The organism is Mesorhizobium sp. M0040 (assembly GCF_040323505.1).
Classification (GTDB): Bacteria; Pseudomonadota; Alphaproteobacteria; order Rhizobiales; family Rhizobiaceae; genus Mesorhizobium.
Window position 1 is genome coordinate 90,151 of the sequence record NZ_JAMYVA010000016.1, and the last position, 17,532, is coordinate 107,682.

Here is a 17,532-nt window from a genome sequence, read left to right on the forward strand (position 1 = left end):
CTTGGGTGGTAATGGCACCAACCATCCGCAGCGATCCTTCGCGCCCCCCTCTGTCCTGCCGGACATCTCCCCCTCAAGTGGGGAGATTGGATGTCACGTCGGCCTTCGCCAATCTCCAAAAAAGAGCGCTGTCGGCGAAGCTGCCAATCTCCCCACTTGAGGGGGAGATGGCCGGCAGGCCAGAGGGGGGCGCTGTCCCGCCGGCCTCTCCTCTATCCCGCCTTCGCCGCCGCCAACCCGAACCCGCCAACAGGATGCGTCTCCACCTGGAACTCGAAGCCGGCAATGATCGGCCGGGCCTTGGCGATTGCCGCCTGGACTTCGGGCAGCTGCAGCGAAGCCTTGTGGCTTTCGGCGTCGGTCCACACTTCGGTCACCCAGATCGCGTCGGCATCGGCCGGGTCGGTGGCGATGATGTAGTTCAGGCAGCCGGGCATGGCGCCGGTGCTGGCGAGCAGGATATCCATCATTGCGTCACGCTGGCCGCGCATCGCCCGCATCTTGCCGATCAGTCCGTACATTCGCTTTGCTCCGTTGAGATGACGCAACCAGGAGTATGCAGTTCGCCGTCTACGGCATCAACTGCCCGCCATTGACCTCGATCACCTGGCCGATGATGTAGCCACTCAACAGATCGGAGGAGAGGAACAGATAGGCGCCGACGCAGTCCTCGGCGGTGCCGGCGCGGCCCTGCGGGATGGTGGCGATCATGCCTTTCATCTGGTCGTCGGTCGAGTAGCGCTCGTGGAAAGGTGTCGCGATCGTGCCGGGCGCCACCGCGTTGACGCGGATGTTGAAACCGATCAGCTCCTTGGCCATGCCGCGCGTGACGTTGGAGACGAAGGCCTTGGCCGAGCCGTAAAGGCCGGCGCCGCCGCCGGCGCCGTTGCGCGCGGCGATCGAGGAGGTGTTGACGATGAAGCCGCCCTGCCGCTTCAGCCATGGGATTGCCTTGCGCGAAGCTGTCAGCACGGAACGCGCGTTGAGGTCCATCACCGCGTCGTAATGCGCCTCGGTCTGCCCGGCATAGGGCACGCGGCCGAGCATGCCGCCGGCATTGTTGACGAGGCCGTCGAGCCGGCCGAAATGTTGCGCACTGTCCTCGACGACGCGCTCGACATCGGCGGGGATCGAGAAATCGCCCTGGGCGAGGAACACGTCGCCGCCGCCGTTGGGAATGGTCGCTGCAAGGTTTTCGGCAGCCGCGCGGCTCGAATTGTAATGCAGCGCGACGCGGCATTTCTGCGCGGCGTAGGCGAGTGCGAGCGCCGCGCCGATGCCGGTCGAGGCGCCGGTGACCAGCACCGCCTTTCCGGCAAGGTCGGGGATGACCAGAGAGGGGCTGACAAGGGTGGTGGTGGCTGGCACGTCTATTCCTCCGGGGACTCTGCCTGCTCTTCGTAGGCCCTCGCAGTCCTCGCGTTCAAGTCCGTAAAAGTTTAGAGCGGTTCACCGTTTCACGGAAACGGCGAACCGCTCCCTCTTTGTCTTGACGCAATTCCGGACGGAAAACCGTTTCACACTTTTCCTGGAATTGCCCTATGGCCTGAGATAGGCATAGCCCTGGCGTTGCAATTCGGCGAGCTTGACGACGCCGCCCCTGTCGGCTGCATGGAAGCCGTCGAGCAGGTCGGCCAGGCCGATATCCATGCCGTGCATGGTGTTGGCGCAAGCGTGCGGGCTGAGCCCATCCTGGACAAGGCCGGCGAACCGCCCGGAAATGGCGGCCGATATGCCCTTCGACTTGAAGGCGGCAAGTGCCGGGCCGTGCACGACAAGCGCGATGTCGACCTTGCCGTCGGTGCCTTCGAAGTGGTTCTTGATGTTGCCGAGCACGAAATTGACCTTGTCGAGGTCGCTGAGGTGATAGGCGACCTTTTGCCTTTCCTCTTCGGCAGCCGCCGGCTTGACTTCACTAGCTGCGGCCTTGATGGGGCGCAGCCCGAACAGCCCGGCGGCCCCGGCAAGACCGACGCGGAAAATATCGCGGCGTCGCATGGCTTCATCTCCCATTTGGTCGGCCCGCGCAATTTGCGTGGCCTCGACCTCAATCCTAGCATAAATTGAAGCCACGTCTTGTCGGGGCAGGGGGAGCCAGCATGATATCAAGGACCGTGATGGGCGCCGGAGTTGGGGTTGCCTTGCTTGCCGCCGTCGCCGGTGCTGCTTTCGCCGACGACACGCTCAAACTCACCGAGCTCAGCCCCGACGGCAAGGACGCTTGCTTCGGCCGCGTCTACGACGCCGCGCATCTCAAGTCGCATCCGCAGCAGAAGGTGGCGCGCATCTTCTTCTATTACGGCCGCGATCCGGTCAGCCGACCAAACGAGGAGCCAAGCACCGGCATCGATTCCTCCTACAATGGCTTCATGGCGACGACGGTACGCGGCGCCGAGGCGCCTGAATGGCTCGGCGGCTGGTGCAGTCATGAGTCGGAGGACGGCAAGACCGGGCCGATCCGTTGCGGCATGGACTGCGACCGCACCATGGCTTCGCTGAAGGTCGACGACAAAGGCCGGCTGATCGTCTCGGACGTGCAGCCCGATCTCTATCTCGACGCCGGATCGGAAGACGAGCTCGGCAAGGCGGAGTACGAAAGGCAGGCGCTGGGCAAGGACGACAACGGCTTCAGGCTCGACCCGATGCCGGCCGCCACCTGCAAGGCGGAGTTCGCGCGCATCGACCCGATCGACCCGGCCCTTGGCCCGCCATTGCGCGAGCGGCTGAAGCCGGACCAGCCCTTCTGCTACGGACGCGACTACGATGCCGCGCATCTCGGCTCGCATCCAGACCAGCTGACCCAGTCGATCAGGGTGTTCCGCGGACCGGTCGAGCTGGCGTCTTTCGCCAAGGAGGGCGATCCGGCCAATTGGCCAAGCGGCGCCGATATCGCCGTTTCGGTTACCACGCGGCAGAAATCGGCCAAGGTCACGCAGGTCTATAACTGTCAGGGCGAGGGCGACCAGTGGCGCTGCGCGGCGAGCACGAAGACGGGTGCTGCGTCCTGCGATATCGCGCAACAGGAGGTCTTCCTTCGCCGCGGCGCCAACGGCACGATGATGCTGGCCAACCCGAACAGCGGCCTGCCGATCATCGATTTGTGCTCGGCGGAGGGCGACACCAGGTCCGACGACAAGGTCTACCGGCTGGAGCCGATGCCGCAGGCTGCCTGCGGGCAGTAGCAGTTCAGAGACGCGATGCCGGCGAGACAGCACCCCCCTCTGTCCTGCCGGACATCTCCCCCTCAAGGGGGGAGATCGGCAGCTTCACCGACAGCGTTCTTCTTTGAAGATTGGCGAAAGCCAAAGCGACATCCAATCTCCCCCCTTGAGGGGGAGATGTCCGGCAGGACAGAGGGGGGCGCGAAGGATCACGACTGAGCGATTTTTCTCCGCGACGCCACCTCACGCGAAGGGCACGGCGGTCGTGCCTTTGGGCAGTTTCGCCTCGTCGTCGGGCTCGACATGGATGATGACGCGGACGGAAGGGATCTCTGCCTGCAACGCGTCCTCGATGCGGTCGCAGATGACGTGGCTGGCGCCGACCGACATGTCGGCGTCGACGACCAGGTGGAACTCGATGAAGGTGGCGCGGCCGGCGATGCGCGTCTTCAGGTCGTGGACCTCGAGCGCGCCCTTGCAATTGGCCGAGATGATGTCGCGTATGCGGATATGTTCCTGGGTGTCGACGGCGCGGTCCATCAGCCCGTTCATCGACGAGCCGATGACGTGCCAGCCCTGCCACAGAATGTTCAGCGCCACGATCACCGCAAGAGCCGGATCGAGAACCTGCCAGCCGGTCAGCACGGCGCCGACCAGGCCGATGAACACACCGACCGAGGTCGCCACGTCGGTCATGATGTGCCTGCCGTCGGCAACGAGAGCCGGCGATTTTTCGCTTCGGCCGGTGCGGATCAGCGTCAAGGCCCAGACGGCGTTGATGACCGTTGCGACGCCATTGACGGCAAGGCCGGTCCATGGCTGTTCGAGCGGGGCCGGATGCTGCCACGACCACCAGACCTCGTTGAGGATCAGCAGGGCGGCAAGCACGATCAGCACGCCTTCGAGGACGGCCGAGAAATACTCGGCCTTGTGGTGGCCGAACGGATGGTCCTGGTCGGCCGGCTTGTAGCTGACCTGGATCGCCCAATAGGCGGCGGCAGAGGCAATGACGTTGACGATCGATTCCAGCGCGTCCGAATAAAGCGCGACCGAACCGGTGACGTACCAGGCCACCAGCTTCAGGCCGAGCACGACGCAGGCGACGACGATCGACCAGAAGGCGAGGCTGGCGACCTTCTGCCTGGCGGCGGCTTTGATTTCTGCCGCGGTCACTGGGGAAAAGATCCCAACGCTGAGCCCTCGAATTAAGCGGCCTTTTCCTTGGCCTTGCGCGGCAGGTGCGCGACAATGTTCTCGATGATGCGCATGCCGGCATTGTGGCCGAGCGTCATGATCGACTCCGGGTGGAACTGCACTGCGGCGATCGGCTCCTTGCGGTGCTCGAAGGCCATGATGATGCCGTCCTCGGTCTCGGCGGTGACGACAAAACCATCGGGCAGCCGCACCGGATCTGCAAAGATCGAATGATAGCGGCCGACCGTCACCTCCTTGGGCAGGCCGGAGAAGATGATGCCCGGCTTCGACACGCGGATGCGCGACGGCTTGCCATGCATCGGGATGTGCAGTTGGCGCAGCTCGCCGCCATAGGCCTCGGCCAGCGCCTGCAGCCCGAGGCAGACGCCGAAGATCGGCAGGTTGCGCGCACGGGCCCGCTTGATGGTGGCGGCGCAGTCGAAGTCCTTCGGCGTGCCGGGGCCGGGCGACAGCACGACCAGGTTTGGCTTCAGCCGGTCGAAGATCTCGTCCGGCACCGGCGTGCGCACCGTCGAGACGTTGGCGCCGGTCTGGCGGAAATAGTTGGCGAGCGTATGGACGAAGGAGTCCTCGTGGTCGACCAGCAGGATGTTGACGCCGTCGCCGACACGCGCGGTGCTGCGTTCGGTGCTGGCGGCATTGCCTGATTTGGCGTCGCGGATGGCGGAGAGCATGGCGGATGCCTTCAGTTCGGTTTCGGCTTCTTCTTCCTCGGGAATGCTGTCGAAGAGCAGCGTGGCGCCGGCGCGCACCTCGGCGATGCCGTCCTTGATGCGAATGGTGCGAAGCGTCAGGCCGGTGTTCATGTCACCGTTGAAATTGACCATGCCGATCGCCCCGCCATACCAGGCGCGCGGGCTCTTCTCGTTCTGCTCGATGAAGCGCATGGCCCATAATTTCGGCGCGCCGGTGACGGTGACCGCCCAGGCATGCGACAGAAAGGCGTCGAAGGCGTCCATGCCTTCGCGCAGCCGCCCCTCGATGTGGTCGACGGTGTGGATCAGGCGGGAGTACATTTCGATCTGGCGGCGGCCGATGACGCGCACCGAGCCCGGCTCGCAGACCCTCGACTTGTCGTTGCGGTCGACGTCCGAGCACATGGTGAGTTCGGATTCGTCCTTCTTCGAATTGAGCAGCTTCAGGATCTGCTCGCTGTCGGAGATGGCGTCGTCGCCGCGCTTGATGGTACCGGAGATCGGGCAGGTCTCGACGCGGCGGCCGTTGACGCGCACGAACATTTCCGGCGAGGCGCCGATCAGATATTCGCCCTCGCCGAGATTGATGAAGAAGGAATAGGGCGAAGGGTTGATGCTCTTCAGCTTGCGGGAAATCTCGGAGGGCTGGGTTTCGCAGCGTTCGTAGAACATCTGCCCCGGCACCACTTCGAACAGGTCGCCGCGCTCGAAGCTCTTCATCGCCTTGCGCACCAGCTTGGCATATTCGCCGGGCTCGTGGTCGCCGCGCGGCGGGATGCGGTCGGCGGTCCTGAACGGCTCGACGATTTCGTCGCGCGGCAGGCCTTCGGTCGAGAAGCCATCGCCGGAATAGTCGTAGCGGTCGGTCCAGGCCTTGGTCGAATAGTGGTCGACGACGAGGATCTCGTCGGGCAGGAACAGCACGAGATCGCGCTGGCTTGGCTTGCGCTCGAGCTTGTAGTCGACCGGATCGAACTGGAAGGCGAGGTCGTAGCCGAAGGCGCCATAGAGGCCGAGATTGGCGTCTTCCTCGGTCTTGAACAAAGCCGTGATGGCGCGCAGCACGGTGAAGACGGAGGGAACGCGGCTGCGTTCCTCTTCGGTAAAGATACGACCGGGCTTGGCGACCTCGAGGCGGATGAGTTTGTTGGACGTCTCGGCGATCGTGACATCGTCAAGGCCGGCAAGCACCGTGCCGATCACCGGCAAAAGCACCTCGCCGCGGCGGTTCAGCGCCTCGATGCGCATGGCGCGGCCGCGTGCCGAGATCACCACCGGCGGATCGATGATGGCGGTGTCCCAGCGCGTATAGCGGCCGGGATATTCGTAATTCGAGGAAAACACGGCGCCGCGGCGCGAATTCAGCCCATCGACATAGCCGTCGATCGCCCCCTCGTAAGGCCGGTCATGGCGCTGGCGGGTAATCGCCACGCCACCCGCCGTGACGAAGCGCTCGGCGCCATTCTCCAGAATTTTCGTCGTCATTGCCGTCTCCATCAGCGTCTTTGGGGCAACGGACCCGGGAATGGCTTGAAAAAACAAATGGCCGCCCGGACATTCCGCTGCGGCCACCCTCTATTGTCACGCGAACGCGTTCGAACAGGCCGCTGTCAGCGAGCCCACCACCAAATGGTCTTGATCGAACGCATATTCATGGCGAAATCCATAGCCGCGAAAAGCGGTATGCGCAACAGGTTTGAAAGTCTGTGGGGTGGCTGCCGCTTTCGCAACCCATGGCACATGGCCAAGACCGGCAGTCCTGCCTAGACTCTGCATCAAACAGCAGGAAGACGGGAAACATCAAATGACCCAGCAGTTCGACCGCGCACGGACGTTCCATTCCCTCCATGTCAAGGGAAACCCGATTGTCCTCTACAATGCCTGGGACCCAGGCTCCGCCAAGATCATCGAGAAAGCAGGGGCCAAGGCCATCGCCACCGGAAGCTGGCCGGTCGCGGCCGCTTTCGGATTCGCCGATGGCGAGAAAATCCCGTTGGAACTGGCGCTCGAAAACATCAAACGCATCGTTGCGGCGGTGGATGTGCCGGTAACCATGGACCTCGAGGGGGGTTACGGGGTCGCTCCGGAGGTTGTCGCCCGCAGCGTGACGCTCGCCGTGCAGGCTGGAGCCGTCGGCTTTAATTTCGAGGATCAGATCGTCGGCGGCAGTGGGCTGCACGACATCGCCATACAGGTGAGGCGCATCGAAGCGGCTGCAGCGGCGGTGAAGACGTCGGGGATCCCGGCCTTCATTAACACCCGAACCGACATTTTCCTGAAGACTAAACCGAATGCGCACGACAAGGCTCTTCTCGATCAGGCGATCGAGCGGGCGCACGCCTACGAAAGGGCCGGAGCGCATGGCTTCTTTGCGCCGGGGCTTGCCGATGAAGGCCTGATCGAGGCGCTCTGCGAGGCAACGGCATTGCCGGTCAACATCATTGCCCTGGCGCATGTGCCGCCGCGCCAGAGGCTTGCCGAACTCGGCGTCGCCCGCGTGAGCCATGGTCCGGTGCCGTACCGGCAGATGGCCGAATGGCTGGAGGCCAAGGCGCGACAGGCGATTTCGGGGTAGCCTGGCGGGGTGCGTCAGTCCTCCAGCGTTCCCGACCTTGCATCGGCGCTCGTCCCGTCGCCGACCAGCTTCAAGAGGTCTTCGCCGGCGCGGATGATGCGGCGGGAACGCCGCGTCAGGATGAGGCCCGCCTGCGGCGCCAACACTTCCGTGCGGCCGTCGGGCTCGCCGGGCGCGTGGACGATGGTGGCAAGGCGCGCACCCTTGGTGACGCGGTCGCCCGGTTTCACGTCGTAAAGGATCGCGCCCGAGCGGGGCGCCGGCATCATCTCGATGTTTTCGAGCGGCGCGACGAGCCCAACGAAGCTGCCAGGCGCGGGCAGCGCCTGGTCCTGGATGACGCCGCGCGCCACCAGCAGCCGGTAGAGCCCTTCGGCATCGGCGCCGGCGAGGGCGCCGTCGACATCGAGTATGCCGCGATATTCGACGGTGGTGGCGACGCGCCGGTCGAGGCACGCGACGCCGGCGGGAACGTTCTGATACGGCATGATCGAGGCGCCTTCGAAGGTGCCGTCGGGGTCTTCGTCCCACAGCATCACCGCGTCGACGCCCATGGCCGCTGCACAATCCGCCATGGCCGGCCACAGGCTGGTGTGGACGTAAAGATAGGCGAGGCCCTCATCGTCGCAATGCAGGTCGAGCACGATGTCGTGGCCGATGGAGAGCTGCAGCAGCCGCGTTTTCAGCCGCTGGTCGACCGTGCCGTGCGCCGGCAGCAGCGTGAGGTCGGGCGCGGCGAGCCGCGGAAAGCCGCGATTGAAATTGGTGCGCGTGCCCAGATGAAAGCGGCCCTGATGGTCGCCGTAAAGATATTGCGCGCGGCCGATCGGATTAGCCCAGGGCACGATGGTCATATTGCCGGTGATGCGGCCTTCGGCTTCCGCCTTGCAGAGCATCGGCATCAGCGTGTCGATGGCGACGACGCCCGGCAATTCGCCGGCATGAAGTGCCGCCTGCAGATAGACGGAAGGCGCCGTCTTGTCCGTTCCGGCGAAGCGGAAGACGGGGAATTCGTAGGAAACGCCTTCGCTGTCGCCGGCGACGCGTTCGATGGACTTCTGCATGGGATGCCTCCGGGAGAAGAGGCGGAACACATGCCCTTTTGCCGCTGGGCTGTCGATTGGTCCAGCCGGCGCCGCCATGGGCGCACGATTCTACCCGGCCGTCACACCAGCGGCTTGAGTTCCTGGGCGATGGTCGGCAGAAGCTCCGAGACATTCGGGTGGATGTGCACGGCGCGCGCCAACGTGCTGACCGGCGCCTTGGCATACATCAGGTCGAGCACGCAGTGCACCGCCTCGTCGCCGCCCGGGCCGAGCACCGAACAGCCGAGGATCTCCTTGGTGTCGGCATCGACCAGGATCTTCATGAAGCCTTGCGTCTCACCTTTTTCGACTGCACGGCTGACGCGGGTCATTGGCCGCTGGCCGACCAAGGCGCGGCGGCCGGATTTCCTTACCGCGGCTTCGGTCATGCCGCAGCGGCCGAGTGGTGGGTCGATATAGAGCGCATAGGCCTCGATGCGGTCGCTGACCTTGCGCGGATCGTTGTCGAGCAGGTTGGCGGCGACGATCTCGTAATCGTTGTACGAGGTGTGGGTGAAGGCGCCCTTGCCGTTGCAGTCGCCCATCGCCCAGATGCCGGGCACGCTGGTGCGCAACTGGTCGTCGACGACGATGAAGCCGCGTTTGTCGACCTCGATGCCGGCTTTGTCGAGGCCGAGATCGTCGGTGTTTGGCGTGCGGCCGAGCGCCAGCAGCACATGCGAGCCGACCGCAGCCGCCTTGCCTGGCGAGAAGGTCACGGCGATTTCGTTGCCTCGCCTGGCGAAGCGGATGTCGTCGGCGCCGAGATGGACGGCAATGGCTTCGTTTTCGAGGATCGACAAAATGGCGTCCGAGACATCCTCGTCCTCGCGACCGATCAGACGCGGGCTTTTTTCGATGACCGTGACTTCGGAACCGAAGCGGCGGAACATCTGCGCGAATTCGAGCGAGACATAGCTGCCGCCGACAACGATGAGATGGCGCGGCAGCACGTCGAGATCCATCATCGAGGAATTGGTCAGGTAAGAAATGCCGTCGATGCCGGGCAGGTCGGGCACCGAGGCGCGGCCGCCGGTGTTGAGGAATATCTTTTCGGCGCTCAGCAGATCGTCGCCGACGCGCACCGTGTTGGCGCTTACGAAGCGCGCATGGCCGCGATAGAGCGTGCATTTGTCCATGCCGGCAATCCAGTCTTCGAGATTGCCGCGGGCGTCGTTGGAGACCTTGTCCTTGCGCGCCTTGATCGCCTTGTAGTTTACGCCGACAGGACCGGACAGCGTCACCCCGTAATCCGCGGCGGAGCGGGCGAGATGCGCGGCATAGGCGCTTGCCACCATCGTTTTGGTCGGCGTGCAGCCGGTGTTGACGCAAGTGCCGCCGACCAGCTTTCGCTCGATCAGCGCCACGCTCATGCCGGCCGCATTCAGCCTGCCGGCGAGCGGTGGGCCGGCCTGCCCGGCACCGACGATGATGGCGTCGAATGTCTTTGCCGTCATGCCACCGCCGCCACGATCAGAAGCCCGCCGACGATCGCCACCGCGTCCTCGATGAAGGCGGCGGGCGGGTCCTTGCCGAATGCGGCGGCCAGGCGTTTACGCGCCTCGGCGCCCCCCAGCGTGCCGATCACCGCGCCAACGGCGCCGGCGATCAGGCCGCCGATGGTGGCGCCGCCGGTCGCTCCGATCACCGCGCCGGTGAAAGCGCCCAAGACGATACGCGTGCCGAATTGCTGCGGCACCTTGCGGCTCGGCGCCGAGGGCAGCTGGTCGGTGACCAGTTCGGCGATGGCCAGGATGGTGAAGATGCCGACGGCGATCCAGTGGCCCATGAAGCTCGCCCAGGTGTCCGCGACCGGCAACCAGCCAAGCCAGGCGCCCCAGGCGACGGCGGCGGGCGCGGTCATGGCGCGAAGCCCGGCAACGATGCCAATCAGGAGTGCAAAAATGTACAGCATGATTGATCCCCTCGATGGCCGGCTTGGGACAGGTCCGAGAGAGCAAGCTACCATAGGTCCGGTATTTGACCAGAGGTGGTGTCGCCGCCGGCGCTTCCGTATTTTCACCACTTGTGCTTTGGCAAAGTTGAAACTGGAGTTGCAGCCATGGCCGGAAGCGAACGCATGAAAATGGCGGCGGGCGAGTGGTATTGCTGCCTCGATCCGGAACTGGAGGCGTTGCGCATCACGGCGCGAGACGCGGTGTTCGAGCACAACAGCCTGCCGCCCCGGCAGCGTCGCGACATCGGGCCTGGATTGCGGACGCTGCTCGGCGCTGCGGGCGAGGGCGCCCGGATCGAGGCGCAGTTCCACTGCGCTTATGGGTTCAACATCTTTCTCGGCGACCGCGTTTTTCTCAATGCCGGCTGCATCATTCTCGACACGGCGCCAGTGCGCATCGGTAAGGGAACGCTGCTCGGCCCGAATGTGCAGATCTATTGCGCCGAGCACCACAAGGAGGCTGCCGGGCGACGGGCAGGGCTGGAGATCGCCAAGCCGGTCGAGATCGGCGACAATGCCTGGATCGGCGGCAGTGCCGTCATCCTCGGCGGAGTCAGGATCGGCGATGGCGCCATCGTCGGCGCCGGTGCTGTGGTGACGCGCGACGTGGCGGCGAACACCACGGTGGTCGGCAATCCGGCACGGGTAATCAGCAACAACTGAGCACCGTGCTTCTGTCGCCGGTCACGTCCTCGTTCTGATGGACATGGGGGCGGCTATGTCACTTGGCCGGAGGTGGATGCAACCGTGTGTCGAGCGCAAACGCCTCCTGGGTCTTCATGGCGTATGCCCCTCTGGCGAGGCTCGCGTCGAAGATCAGGTTCCAGCTATGCTGCGATACCGCGCTCGGAATTACCACGAACCGATGCCGTTGCAGAAGATCGTCGCCAAACGCCTGTTGCCCGGAGCTCGGAATGCCCGGGCGCAACCAGTTGGGGTTGGGCACGGCGGCGGGGTCGACGATATGCACATCCGCGACATCGCTGACGATCGCTGCCGTCATGACATGCGCTATCGTGTCGAGCGCCCTGAAGCCCTTATGGACCGCAACCTCGAGGATCGCAGTCGACGGATCGATCGAGCAGTAGACGGCGCGCACGCCCTTGCTGTTCCAGCGTCCGCCCACCCTGTATGCGCCCTCGCCACTATCCCATGTAGGCGCAAACGCGGCTCGATCGAGGCGCCATCCGATGAGGTCGGAGCCACCAAGCGCCGCCGGCAGCGGCGTCATGCATAAACGCCATATTCAAGCCGTTCCAGATAGTCTTCTACAAGCTCGATCCCCGCCGGCGTCGCCAGAAGGTCGATTGGACGACGCTGGTCGAGCCCAATCGCCGGGCGCTCCAGCCATTGCTCTGCCTCCGCCTGCGAACCGAACACGTCGGTCGCTTTCGACAGGATCTCCGCGAACTTCCAGGTGCGTCCGCTCTGGTCCTGACTGAGAGGCTTGGACGGAGCATCCTTGCGGCGCTGGTAGGTGCGCAGGCTCATGCCGACGGCCTTCTCCAGCGAATCGGTCTTCTGGATGAAGACGAGTTGCCCGATAAGATGGTCCAGCGCTGAAGCCGGCAGGCCGTGCAGAAGCAACTCGTGGGCATCCAAAGCGCTGCTGAGGCGCCTTGCCAGAATGCGGCTGCCGCCTAGCAATTTCGCCACCTTCTGAAGTTCATTGTTTTTTGCTGCTGGCGCAGCCTTTTCCAATGCCATCGCCACGGCGAGCCCTCTTCGCGTCATCTGTCGCTTTAATATATGACAGATGACGCAGAGCCTTTCAAGCACGACAGGATCGAGAGCAGGGCAATCGCTTCGAGAGAAAAGATAGCCTACTCGGGCCAGATGGCAGTCCAACGTCGGCACTGAAGCGATTGCCCTGGAATCGAGCGCGAGCCGAATTTCACCTCGGCATGTGCGCCACGCGCTCCTCCTGAGCACTCTTCGAGAATTCGCGCCGGTATTGCGCCGGCGAGGTTCTGAGGCGCGCTGCGAAATGCTGGCGCAGCGAGGTAGCGCTGCCGAAGCCGGCCTCGAAGGCAACCGTGTCCATCGATTTTTCCGTTGCTTCCAGCAGCCGCTGCGCCAGCTGGACGCGCTGGTCGGTCAGCCAGTCGCCGAAACTGGTGCCGATCGTTTTCTGGAAACGGCGCGTGAACGTCCGGCGGGTGAGGCCGGCGAGACCGGCAACGCTGTCCAGACTGTGCGGCTCACCCAGGGTTTTGCGCACCGTTTCGAGAGCCTGGGTAAAGCGGTCCGCATTGCCGGTCCTGGCGATGGGACGTTCGATGAATTGCGCCTGCCCACCCTGCCTATGCGGAGAAAGCACGATCTGCCGGGCAAGGCGAAGTGCCGCCTCGGCGCCGTAACGAGCCCGTACGACGTGCAGGCAGCAGTCGAGCCCGGCGGCGACGCCGGCGGATGTCACGACATCGCCATTGTCGATGTAGAGCACTTCCGGTTCGACGAGAATGTCGGGATAGAGTTCCTGCAGCTGATCCGCGTAGGCCCAGTGCGTCGCCGCTCGCCGCCCCGAAAGCAGTCCGGTCGCCGCAACAGCGAACGTTCCCAAGCACAGTCCGACGATCAGCGCGCCGCGCTCGTGCGCGCCAAGCAACGCGTCGATCAATGCGGCTGGAGGCGAGCTCCCGAGATCCTTCCAGCTTGGCACGATGACGATGTCGGCGTCATCGAGCGCGGAAAGCCCGTGCGGGACGCTGATGGTCAGCCCGGCATCGGTGCGGATCGGCCCGTCCTCAATCGCGCAGACCCGGAAGTCGAAGCGCGGCAGGCCGAGCTCCGTGCGATCCGCGCCGAACACGAGACACGGCACGGAGAGATGAAACGGGCTGATGCCATCGAAGGCGATAGCGGCAACGGCAGGATCGGTCATGGGAGCTCCAGCAACGGGTGAGGCCGATTGTCCCAATTCTTTCGAATAATGTCAATCGGGACACTTTTTGCAATCCGGTGCCAAGCTTATCGTCCACCCGTCAATGTCGAACGGGAAAGGAAAACCCCATGTCGCAACCAGCCAAAGGCAAAGCTCCACGCCGCGCCCTCATCGTCATCGATGTTCAAAACGACTATGACGGCGGCAACCTCGCCATCCACCATCCGCCCTTCCGCGACAGCGTCGTCAATGTAGCGCGAGCGATGGATGCGGCCACCGAGGCAGGCGTCAAGGTGGTGGTCATCAAACAGTTGGCGCCGGAAACCTCACCGGTCTTCGCCAAGGGCAGCCATGGCGCCGAGTTGCACCCGGAAATCGCCAGGCGAAACCGCGACCACTACATCGAAAAGAACTTGCCCAGCGCCTTCACCGGCACGGACCTCGAGGAGTGGCTGCGCGCCAACTCTATCGATACGATCACAGTCATCGGCTACATGACGCACAATTGCGATCTGTCGACGGTCATCCACGCCGTGCATATGGGTTTTGAGGTCGAGTTCCTGTCGGACGCAACGGGGTCGTTGCCGTACGCCAACAGCGCCGGCTACGCTTCGGGGGAGGAAATCCATCGCGTCGTGACGATCGTATTGCAGTCGCGCTTCGCGGCCGTTCTCAAAACCGCCGAGTGGATCGATTGCCTGAAGACCGGCGTGGTACCCCAGCACGACACACCCTATGCCTCCAACCAGCGCGCGCTGGCGCGAAGCGCGGCGTAGGAGACTGTTGCGAACAGGCAGAAGGGCGCCACAGCGTTGCGGCGCCCTTTGCCGTTCAAGCTTGATTATCCCTAAAACAGGCCTTCGATCTGGCCCATTTCGTTCAGGAAAATCTTTTCCGAGGATGGCGCTTTGGGCAGGCCGGGCATGGTCATCACCTCGCCGCAGATGATGACGACGAAGCCGGCGCCGGCAGACAGCCTGACCTCGCGCACCGGTACGGTGTGGCCGGTCGGCGCGCCGCGCAGATTCGGATCGGTGGAGAAGGAATATTGCGTCTTGGCCATGCAGACCGGCAAATGACCGTAGCCGGCGTGCTCCCAGGCGTGGAGTTGGTCGCGCACCGATTTGTCGGCGATCGCTTCGGAACCGCGATAGATGCGCTGGACGATGGTGTTGATCTTCTCGAACAGCGGCATGGCGTCCGGATAGAGCGGGGCGAATTGCGACGCGCCGGATTCGGCCAACGCCACGACTCTTTTGGCCAGTTCCTCGATGCCGGCCGATCCCTGAGCCCAGTGCTTGCACAGGATCGCCTCTTCGCCCATCGAGGCGACGTAGTCCTTCATCGCCTGGACCTCGGCCTCGGTATCGGAGTAGAAATGGTTGATGGCGACCACTGCCGGCACACCGAACTGGCGGATGTTCTCGATGTGGCGGCCGAGATTCGCACATCCCTTCTTGACCGCCTCGACGTTCTCCTTGCCGAGGTCCTCCTTCTTGACGCCGCCGTTCATCTTCATGGCGCGAACCGTGGCGACGATGACCGCCGCGGCGGGCCTCAGGCCGGCCTTGCGGCATTTGATGTCGAAGAACTTTTCGGCACCGAGATCGGCGCCGAAACCGGCTTCGGTGACGACGTAGTCGGCAAGCTTCAGCGCCGTCGTCGTGGCAACGACGGAGTTGCAGCCATGCGCGATGTTGGCGAAGGGGCCGCCATGGACGAAAGCCGGGTTGTTCTCCAGCGTCTGCACGAGATTGGGCTGCATGGCGTCCTTCAAGAGTACGGCCATGGCGCCGTCGGCCTTGAGGTCGCGGGCATAGACGGCCGACTTGTCGCGACGATAGGCGACGATGATGTCGCCGAGGCGCTTTTCCAGGTCCTTCAGGTCGGTCGACAGGCACAGGATGGCCATGACTTCCGAGGCGACTGTGATGTCGAAACCGGCCTCGCGCGGGAAACCGTTGGCGACGCCGCCGAGCGAACAGATGATCTCGCGCAGCGACCGGTCGTTCATGTCCATGACGCGGCGCCAGACGACACGGCGGGTGTCGATGCCGAGCTCGTTGCCCCAGTAGATGTGGTTGTCGATCAGCGCCGACAGCAAGTTATGGGCGGTGGTGATGGCGTGGAAATCGCCGGTGAAGTGGAGGTTCATGTCCTCCATCGGCACGACCTGCGCGTAGCCACCGCCGGCGGCACCGCCCTTGACGCCGAAATTCGGTCCGAGCGAAGCCTCACGGATGCAGACGATGGCCTTCTTGCCGAGGCGGTTGAGGCCATCGCCCAAGCCCACCGTCGTCGTCGTCTTGCCTTCGCCGGCCGGTGTCGGGTTGATGGCGGTGACGAGGATCAGCTTGCCATCCTTGTTGCCCTTCACCGACTTGATGAACTCGGCCGAGATCTTCGCCTTGTCGTGGCCGTAGGGCAGAAGATGTTCGCTCGGAATGCCGATCTTCTGGCCGATCTCCTGGATCTGCTTCTTCCTGGCGCCGCGCGCGATCTCGATGTCGGACTTCACTTCGGCCATGGACGACTTCCCTCTGAATTGGACGGATTTGACTAGTGTGGTCGCAAGAATAGCCCGGCATTGCAGGCGCGGGCATATTCTACCTCTGTCGCTGCCGCGACGTCAACTTTCATGCAACTATGTTTCCTACGAAGAAAATGCCTCTGCGGCCGGCTGCCCTGCTACAGGTTCTTTTCGCGCCGGTTGCCGCGCCGTATAGAAGCCAGAGCAGGCGCGGTTCCGCCGTCTCAAAACAGCCGCGCAATACGCGAAAAGCGACAGAAGCAACGGCGCAAATTCACCAGCGCCGGCTGTGCGGGACGATCCGCTACTGCGTCAGCACGTTGCTGATCTCGACCATGTTCGAGCGCACCCTGAGTATGTAAAACCCCATCGTCGTCAGATGTGTCGGCAACAGCCAGCCGTCCTCGCGGCCATTGGCGATGATGAAGGGCTGGATGCGCAGCGCCGAGACGAATTGCGCGTCCATCGTATCCCACAGGTTCTGCAGGTGCTTTTCCTTGATGACGTCCTCGAAGTCGGCCTGTGCGCCCTTCATCAGCCCGTAATAGGCATAGAGCTGGCCATAGGCGAACCAGAAGCGGTCGTCGGCGCGTGTGTCGAACCAGCCATTATTGTGGTTTTCGGCACGCTCCTTGAGGATCGCCGAGGTCGAACCGATATCGGACGAAATGCGGTCGATATACTGCTTGAGATTGTCGGCGCGGGCATCGAACGTCGCCTGGCAGGCTGCGAGGCGGGCGTTGAAGGAACGCAGCTTGCGCACCGCGTCGCGATAGTAGCTCGGCGTCGGCGTCTTGGGCCCGAACGGGTTCAAGCCGAAATACCAGGTTTCCTCATCGAACTGCAGATTGCCGCGGGCGTCCTGCAGGTCGGCGTCGATCTGCGAGGTGGTGCGGACGCGGCCGAGATTGTCGGCAAGCTCGGTCGCCGTGCGCCGTACCGCCTGGTTGATGCCGCGCTGGAACGACGCCTTGTTGTCCATGAACGGCGTGTGGTCCCAGTCGATGCCGAACAGGCCGAGCTTGTAGAGGATCATCGACGACACCCAGGCATTCTGGTTGACGTTGAAGTCGGTCAGGTCGGCAGCGACCTGGGCAATGGCTGAATTTCCGCAGGTCTTGGCCGTGTCGGTGCCGGCGCCGGCGGAAACCTGTTCACCGGCGGAGCTGTTGCGTTTTTCGAACGTGTATTTGTCGACGTAATTCGGGTCGAAATTGTTCCACCACTGAGTGGCGTAGAAGAAGTTGACATAGAGACCGATCAGCACGAGCACAGCCAGGCCGAGCACCGCCTTCAGGATCCAGCCGCGTTGCGTGTACCAGCGCCCCGCCCACAGGAACGGCCACAGGATCGCGCCGATAAGCAGGCCGATGCCGCGGCCAATCCACTGGAAAATCCGGGTGAAGAAATTCACGATCGGATCAAGCATG

General features: G+C 63.7%; 17 protein-coding genes. 4 read left to right on the forward strand and 13 right to left on the reverse strand.

Translation table 11 applies throughout. The annotated features are described in order from the left end of the window. Positions 1 to 212: 212 nt before the first annotated feature. The 3 genes from NKJ91_RS16490 to NKJ91_RS16500 form a co-directional block, all read right to left on the reverse strand. The gene (locus NKJ91_RS16490) at positions 213 to 521 is read right to left on the reverse strand and encodes a putative quinol monooxygenase (protein ID WP_023679530.1); all 309 of its coding nucleotides are present in this window, start codon (positions 519 to 521) and stop codon (positions 213 to 215) included. Positions 522 to 570: 49 nt separating this feature from the next. Further along, complete coding sequence (locus NKJ91_RS16495; RefSeq protein ID WP_352456434.1) at positions 571 to 1,368, reverse strand: SDR family NAD(P)-dependent oxidoreductase; 798 nt, start codon at positions 1,366 to 1,368, stop codon at positions 571 to 573. Positions 1,369 to 1,539: 171 nt separating this feature from the next. Next, positions 1,540 to 1,998, reverse strand: coding sequence for a DsrE family protein (locus NKJ91_RS16500; RefSeq protein ID WP_352456435.1), 459 nt, complete (start codon positions 1,996 to 1,998; stop codon positions 1,540 to 1,542). Positions 1,999 to 2,099: 101 nt separating this feature from the next. Between NKJ91_RS16500 and NKJ91_RS16505 the strand changes: the two genes are divergently transcribed. Next, on the forward strand, positions 2,100 to 3,182 hold the full coding sequence (locus NKJ91_RS16505; protein ID WP_352456436.1) for a hypothetical protein: 1,083 nt from the start codon (positions 2,100 to 2,102) through the stop codon (positions 3,180 to 3,182). A gap of 222 nt (positions 3,183 to 3,404) precedes the next feature. Here NKJ91_RS16505 and NKJ91_RS16510 read toward each other — a convergent pair whose 3' ends face one another. Together NKJ91_RS16510 and NKJ91_RS16515 are read right to left on the reverse strand one after the other, a co-directional pair. Continuing rightward, positions 3,405 to 4,334, reverse strand: coding sequence for a cation diffusion facilitator family transporter (locus tag NKJ91_RS16510; RefSeq protein ID WP_502894484.1), 930 nt, complete (start codon positions 4,332 to 4,334; stop codon positions 3,405 to 3,407). Between the two features lie 32 nt (positions 4,335 to 4,366). Then, complete coding sequence (locus NKJ91_RS16515; protein ID WP_352456437.1) at positions 4,367 to 6,556, reverse strand: anthranilate synthase; 2,190 nt, start codon at positions 6,554 to 6,556, stop codon at positions 4,367 to 4,369. Positions 6,557 to 6,875: 319 nt separating this feature from the next. Between NKJ91_RS16515 and NKJ91_RS16520 the strand changes: the two genes are divergently transcribed. Next, positions 6,876 to 7,646, forward strand: coding sequence for an isocitrate lyase/PEP mutase family protein (locus NKJ91_RS16520; RefSeq protein WP_352456438.1), 771 nt, complete (start codon positions 6,876 to 6,878; stop codon positions 7,644 to 7,646). A 14-nt stretch (positions 7,647 to 7,660) separates the two neighbouring features. On the opposite strand, the gene NKJ91_RS16525 is transcribed toward NKJ91_RS16520, so the two are convergent. The 3 genes from NKJ91_RS16525 to NKJ91_RS16535 form a co-directional block, all read right to left on the reverse strand. Then, entirely contained in the window at positions 7,661 to 8,710 is a 1,050-nt protein-coding gene (locus NKJ91_RS16525; protein ID WP_352456439.1) for a M14 family metallopeptidase, read from the reverse strand. Between the two features lie 101 nt (positions 8,711 to 8,811). Then, entirely contained in the window at positions 8,812 to 10,188 is a 1,377-nt protein-coding gene (locus NKJ91_RS16530) for an FAD-containing oxidoreductase (protein WP_352456440.1), read from the reverse strand. Further along, complete coding sequence (locus tag NKJ91_RS16535; RefSeq protein ID WP_352456441.1) at positions 10,185 to 10,646, reverse strand: DUF4126 domain-containing protein; 462 nt, start codon at positions 10,644 to 10,646, stop codon at positions 10,185 to 10,187. The genes NKJ91_RS16530 and NKJ91_RS16535 overlap by 4 nt, the downstream gene beginning before the upstream one ends. A gap of 147 nt (positions 10,647 to 10,793) precedes the next feature. Here NKJ91_RS16535 and NKJ91_RS16540 point away from each other — a divergent pair, with 147 nt between their 5' ends. Then, positions 10,794 to 11,351: a sugar O-acetyltransferase gene (locus NKJ91_RS16540; protein ID WP_352456442.1), complete on the forward strand. Its 558-nt coding sequence runs from the start codon at positions 10,794 to 10,796 to the stop codon at positions 11,349 to 11,351. Between the two features lie 58 nt (positions 11,352 to 11,409). Here the strand turns inward: NKJ91_RS16540 and NKJ91_RS16545 are convergent, their stop codons facing one another. The 3 genes from NKJ91_RS16545 to NKJ91_RS16555 all read right to left on the reverse strand — a co-directional run bounded on the left by NKJ91_RS16545 (position 11,410) and on the right by NKJ91_RS16555 (position 13,572). After that, positions 11,410 to 11,919 (reverse strand): RES family NAD+ phosphorylase, encoded by a 510-nt coding sequence (locus NKJ91_RS16545; RefSeq protein WP_352456443.1) that lies wholly within the window; start codon positions 11,917 to 11,919, stop codon positions 11,410 to 11,412. Further along, positions 11,916 to 12,395, reverse strand: a complete 480-nt coding sequence (gene parS / locus NKJ91_RS16550; RefSeq protein WP_352638288.1) for a type II RES/Xre toxin-antitoxin system antitoxin — start codon at positions 12,393 to 12,395, stop codon at positions 11,916 to 11,918. The genes NKJ91_RS16545 and parS overlap by 4 nt, the downstream gene beginning before the upstream one ends. A 187-nt stretch (positions 12,396 to 12,582) precedes the next feature. Then, positions 12,583 to 13,572, reverse strand: coding sequence for a helix-turn-helix domain-containing protein (locus NKJ91_RS16555; protein ID WP_352456444.1), 990 nt, complete (start codon positions 13,570 to 13,572; stop codon positions 12,583 to 12,585). 128 nt (positions 13,573 to 13,700) lie between these two features. Here NKJ91_RS16555 and NKJ91_RS16560 point away from each other — a divergent pair, with 128 nt between their 5' ends. Next, positions 13,701 to 14,348 carry a cysteine hydrolase family protein gene (locus NKJ91_RS16560; protein WP_352456445.1) on the forward strand — a complete coding sequence of 216 codons (648 nt, stop codon included), beginning with the start codon at positions 13,701 to 13,703 and terminating at the stop codon, positions 14,346 to 14,348. A gap of 71 nt (positions 14,349 to 14,419) precedes the next feature. On the opposite strand, the gene NKJ91_RS16565 is transcribed toward NKJ91_RS16560, so the two are convergent. Next, on the reverse strand, positions 14,420 to 16,099 hold the full coding sequence (locus NKJ91_RS16565) for a formate--tetrahydrofolate ligase (protein WP_352456446.1): 1,680 nt from the start codon (positions 16,097 to 16,099) through the stop codon (positions 14,420 to 14,422). A 307-nt stretch (positions 16,100 to 16,406) separates the two neighbouring features. Then, positions 16,407 to 17,531 (reverse strand): DUF2333 family protein, encoded by a 1,125-nt coding sequence (locus NKJ91_RS16570; protein WP_023679513.1) that lies wholly within the window; start codon positions 17,529 to 17,531, stop codon positions 16,407 to 16,409. Between the last annotated feature and the right edge of the window lies 1 nt (position 17,532).

Coding starts and splice junctions, on each gene's coding strand:
- parS (WP_352638288.1), bottom strand. CDS start 12,395: ATGGCATTGGAAAAGGCTGCGCCAGCAGCAAAAAACAATGAACTTCAG.
- NKJ91_RS16545 (WP_352456443.1), bottom strand. CDS start 11,919: ATGACGCCGCTGCCGGCGGCGCTTGGTGGCTCCGACCTCATCGGATGG.
- NKJ91_RS16565 (WP_352456446.1), bottom strand. CDS start 16,099: ATGGCCGAAGTGAAGTCCGACATCGAGATCGCGCGCGGCGCCAGGAAG.
- NKJ91_RS16505 (WP_352456436.1), top strand. CDS start 2,100: ATGATATCAAGGACCGTGATGGGCGCCGGAGTTGGGGTTGCCTTGCTT.
- NKJ91_RS16540 (WP_352456442.1), top strand. CDS start 10,794: ATGGCCGGAAGCGAACGCATGAAAATGGCGGCGGGCGAGTGGTATTGC.
- NKJ91_RS16525 (WP_352456439.1), bottom strand. CDS start 8,710: ATGCAGAAGTCCATCGAACGCGTCGCCGGCGACAGCGAAGGCGTTTCC.
- NKJ91_RS16555 (WP_352456444.1), bottom strand. CDS start 13,572: ATGACCGATCCTGCCGTTGCCGCTATCGCCTTCGATGGCATCAGCCCG.
- NKJ91_RS16515 (WP_352456437.1), bottom strand. CDS start 6,556: ATGACGACGAAAATTCTGGAGAATGGCGCCGAGCGCTTCGTCACGGCG.
- NKJ91_RS16570 (WP_023679513.1), bottom strand. CDS start 17,531: ATGCTTGATCCGATCGTGAATTTCTTCACCCGGATTTTCCAGTGGATT.
- NKJ91_RS16520 (WP_352456438.1), top strand. CDS start 6,876: ATGACCCAGCAGTTCGACCGCGCACGGACGTTCCATTCCCTCCATGTC.
- NKJ91_RS16500 (WP_352456435.1), bottom strand. CDS start 1,998: ATGCGACGCCGCGATATTTTCCGCGTCGGTCTTGCCGGGGCCGCCGGG.
- NKJ91_RS16560 (WP_352456445.1), top strand. CDS start 13,701: ATGTCGCAACCAGCCAAAGGCAAAGCTCCACGCCGCGCCCTCATCGTC.
- NKJ91_RS16490 (WP_023679530.1), bottom strand. CDS start 521: ATGTACGGACTGATCGGCAAGATGCGGGCGATGCGCGGCCAGCGTGAC.
- NKJ91_RS16530 (WP_352456440.1), bottom strand. CDS start 10,188: ATGACGGCAAAGACATTCGACGCCATCATCGTCGGTGCCGGGCAGGCC.
- NKJ91_RS16535 (WP_352456441.1), bottom strand. CDS start 10,646: ATGCTGTACATTTTTGCACTCCTGATTGGCATCGTTGCCGGGCTTCGC.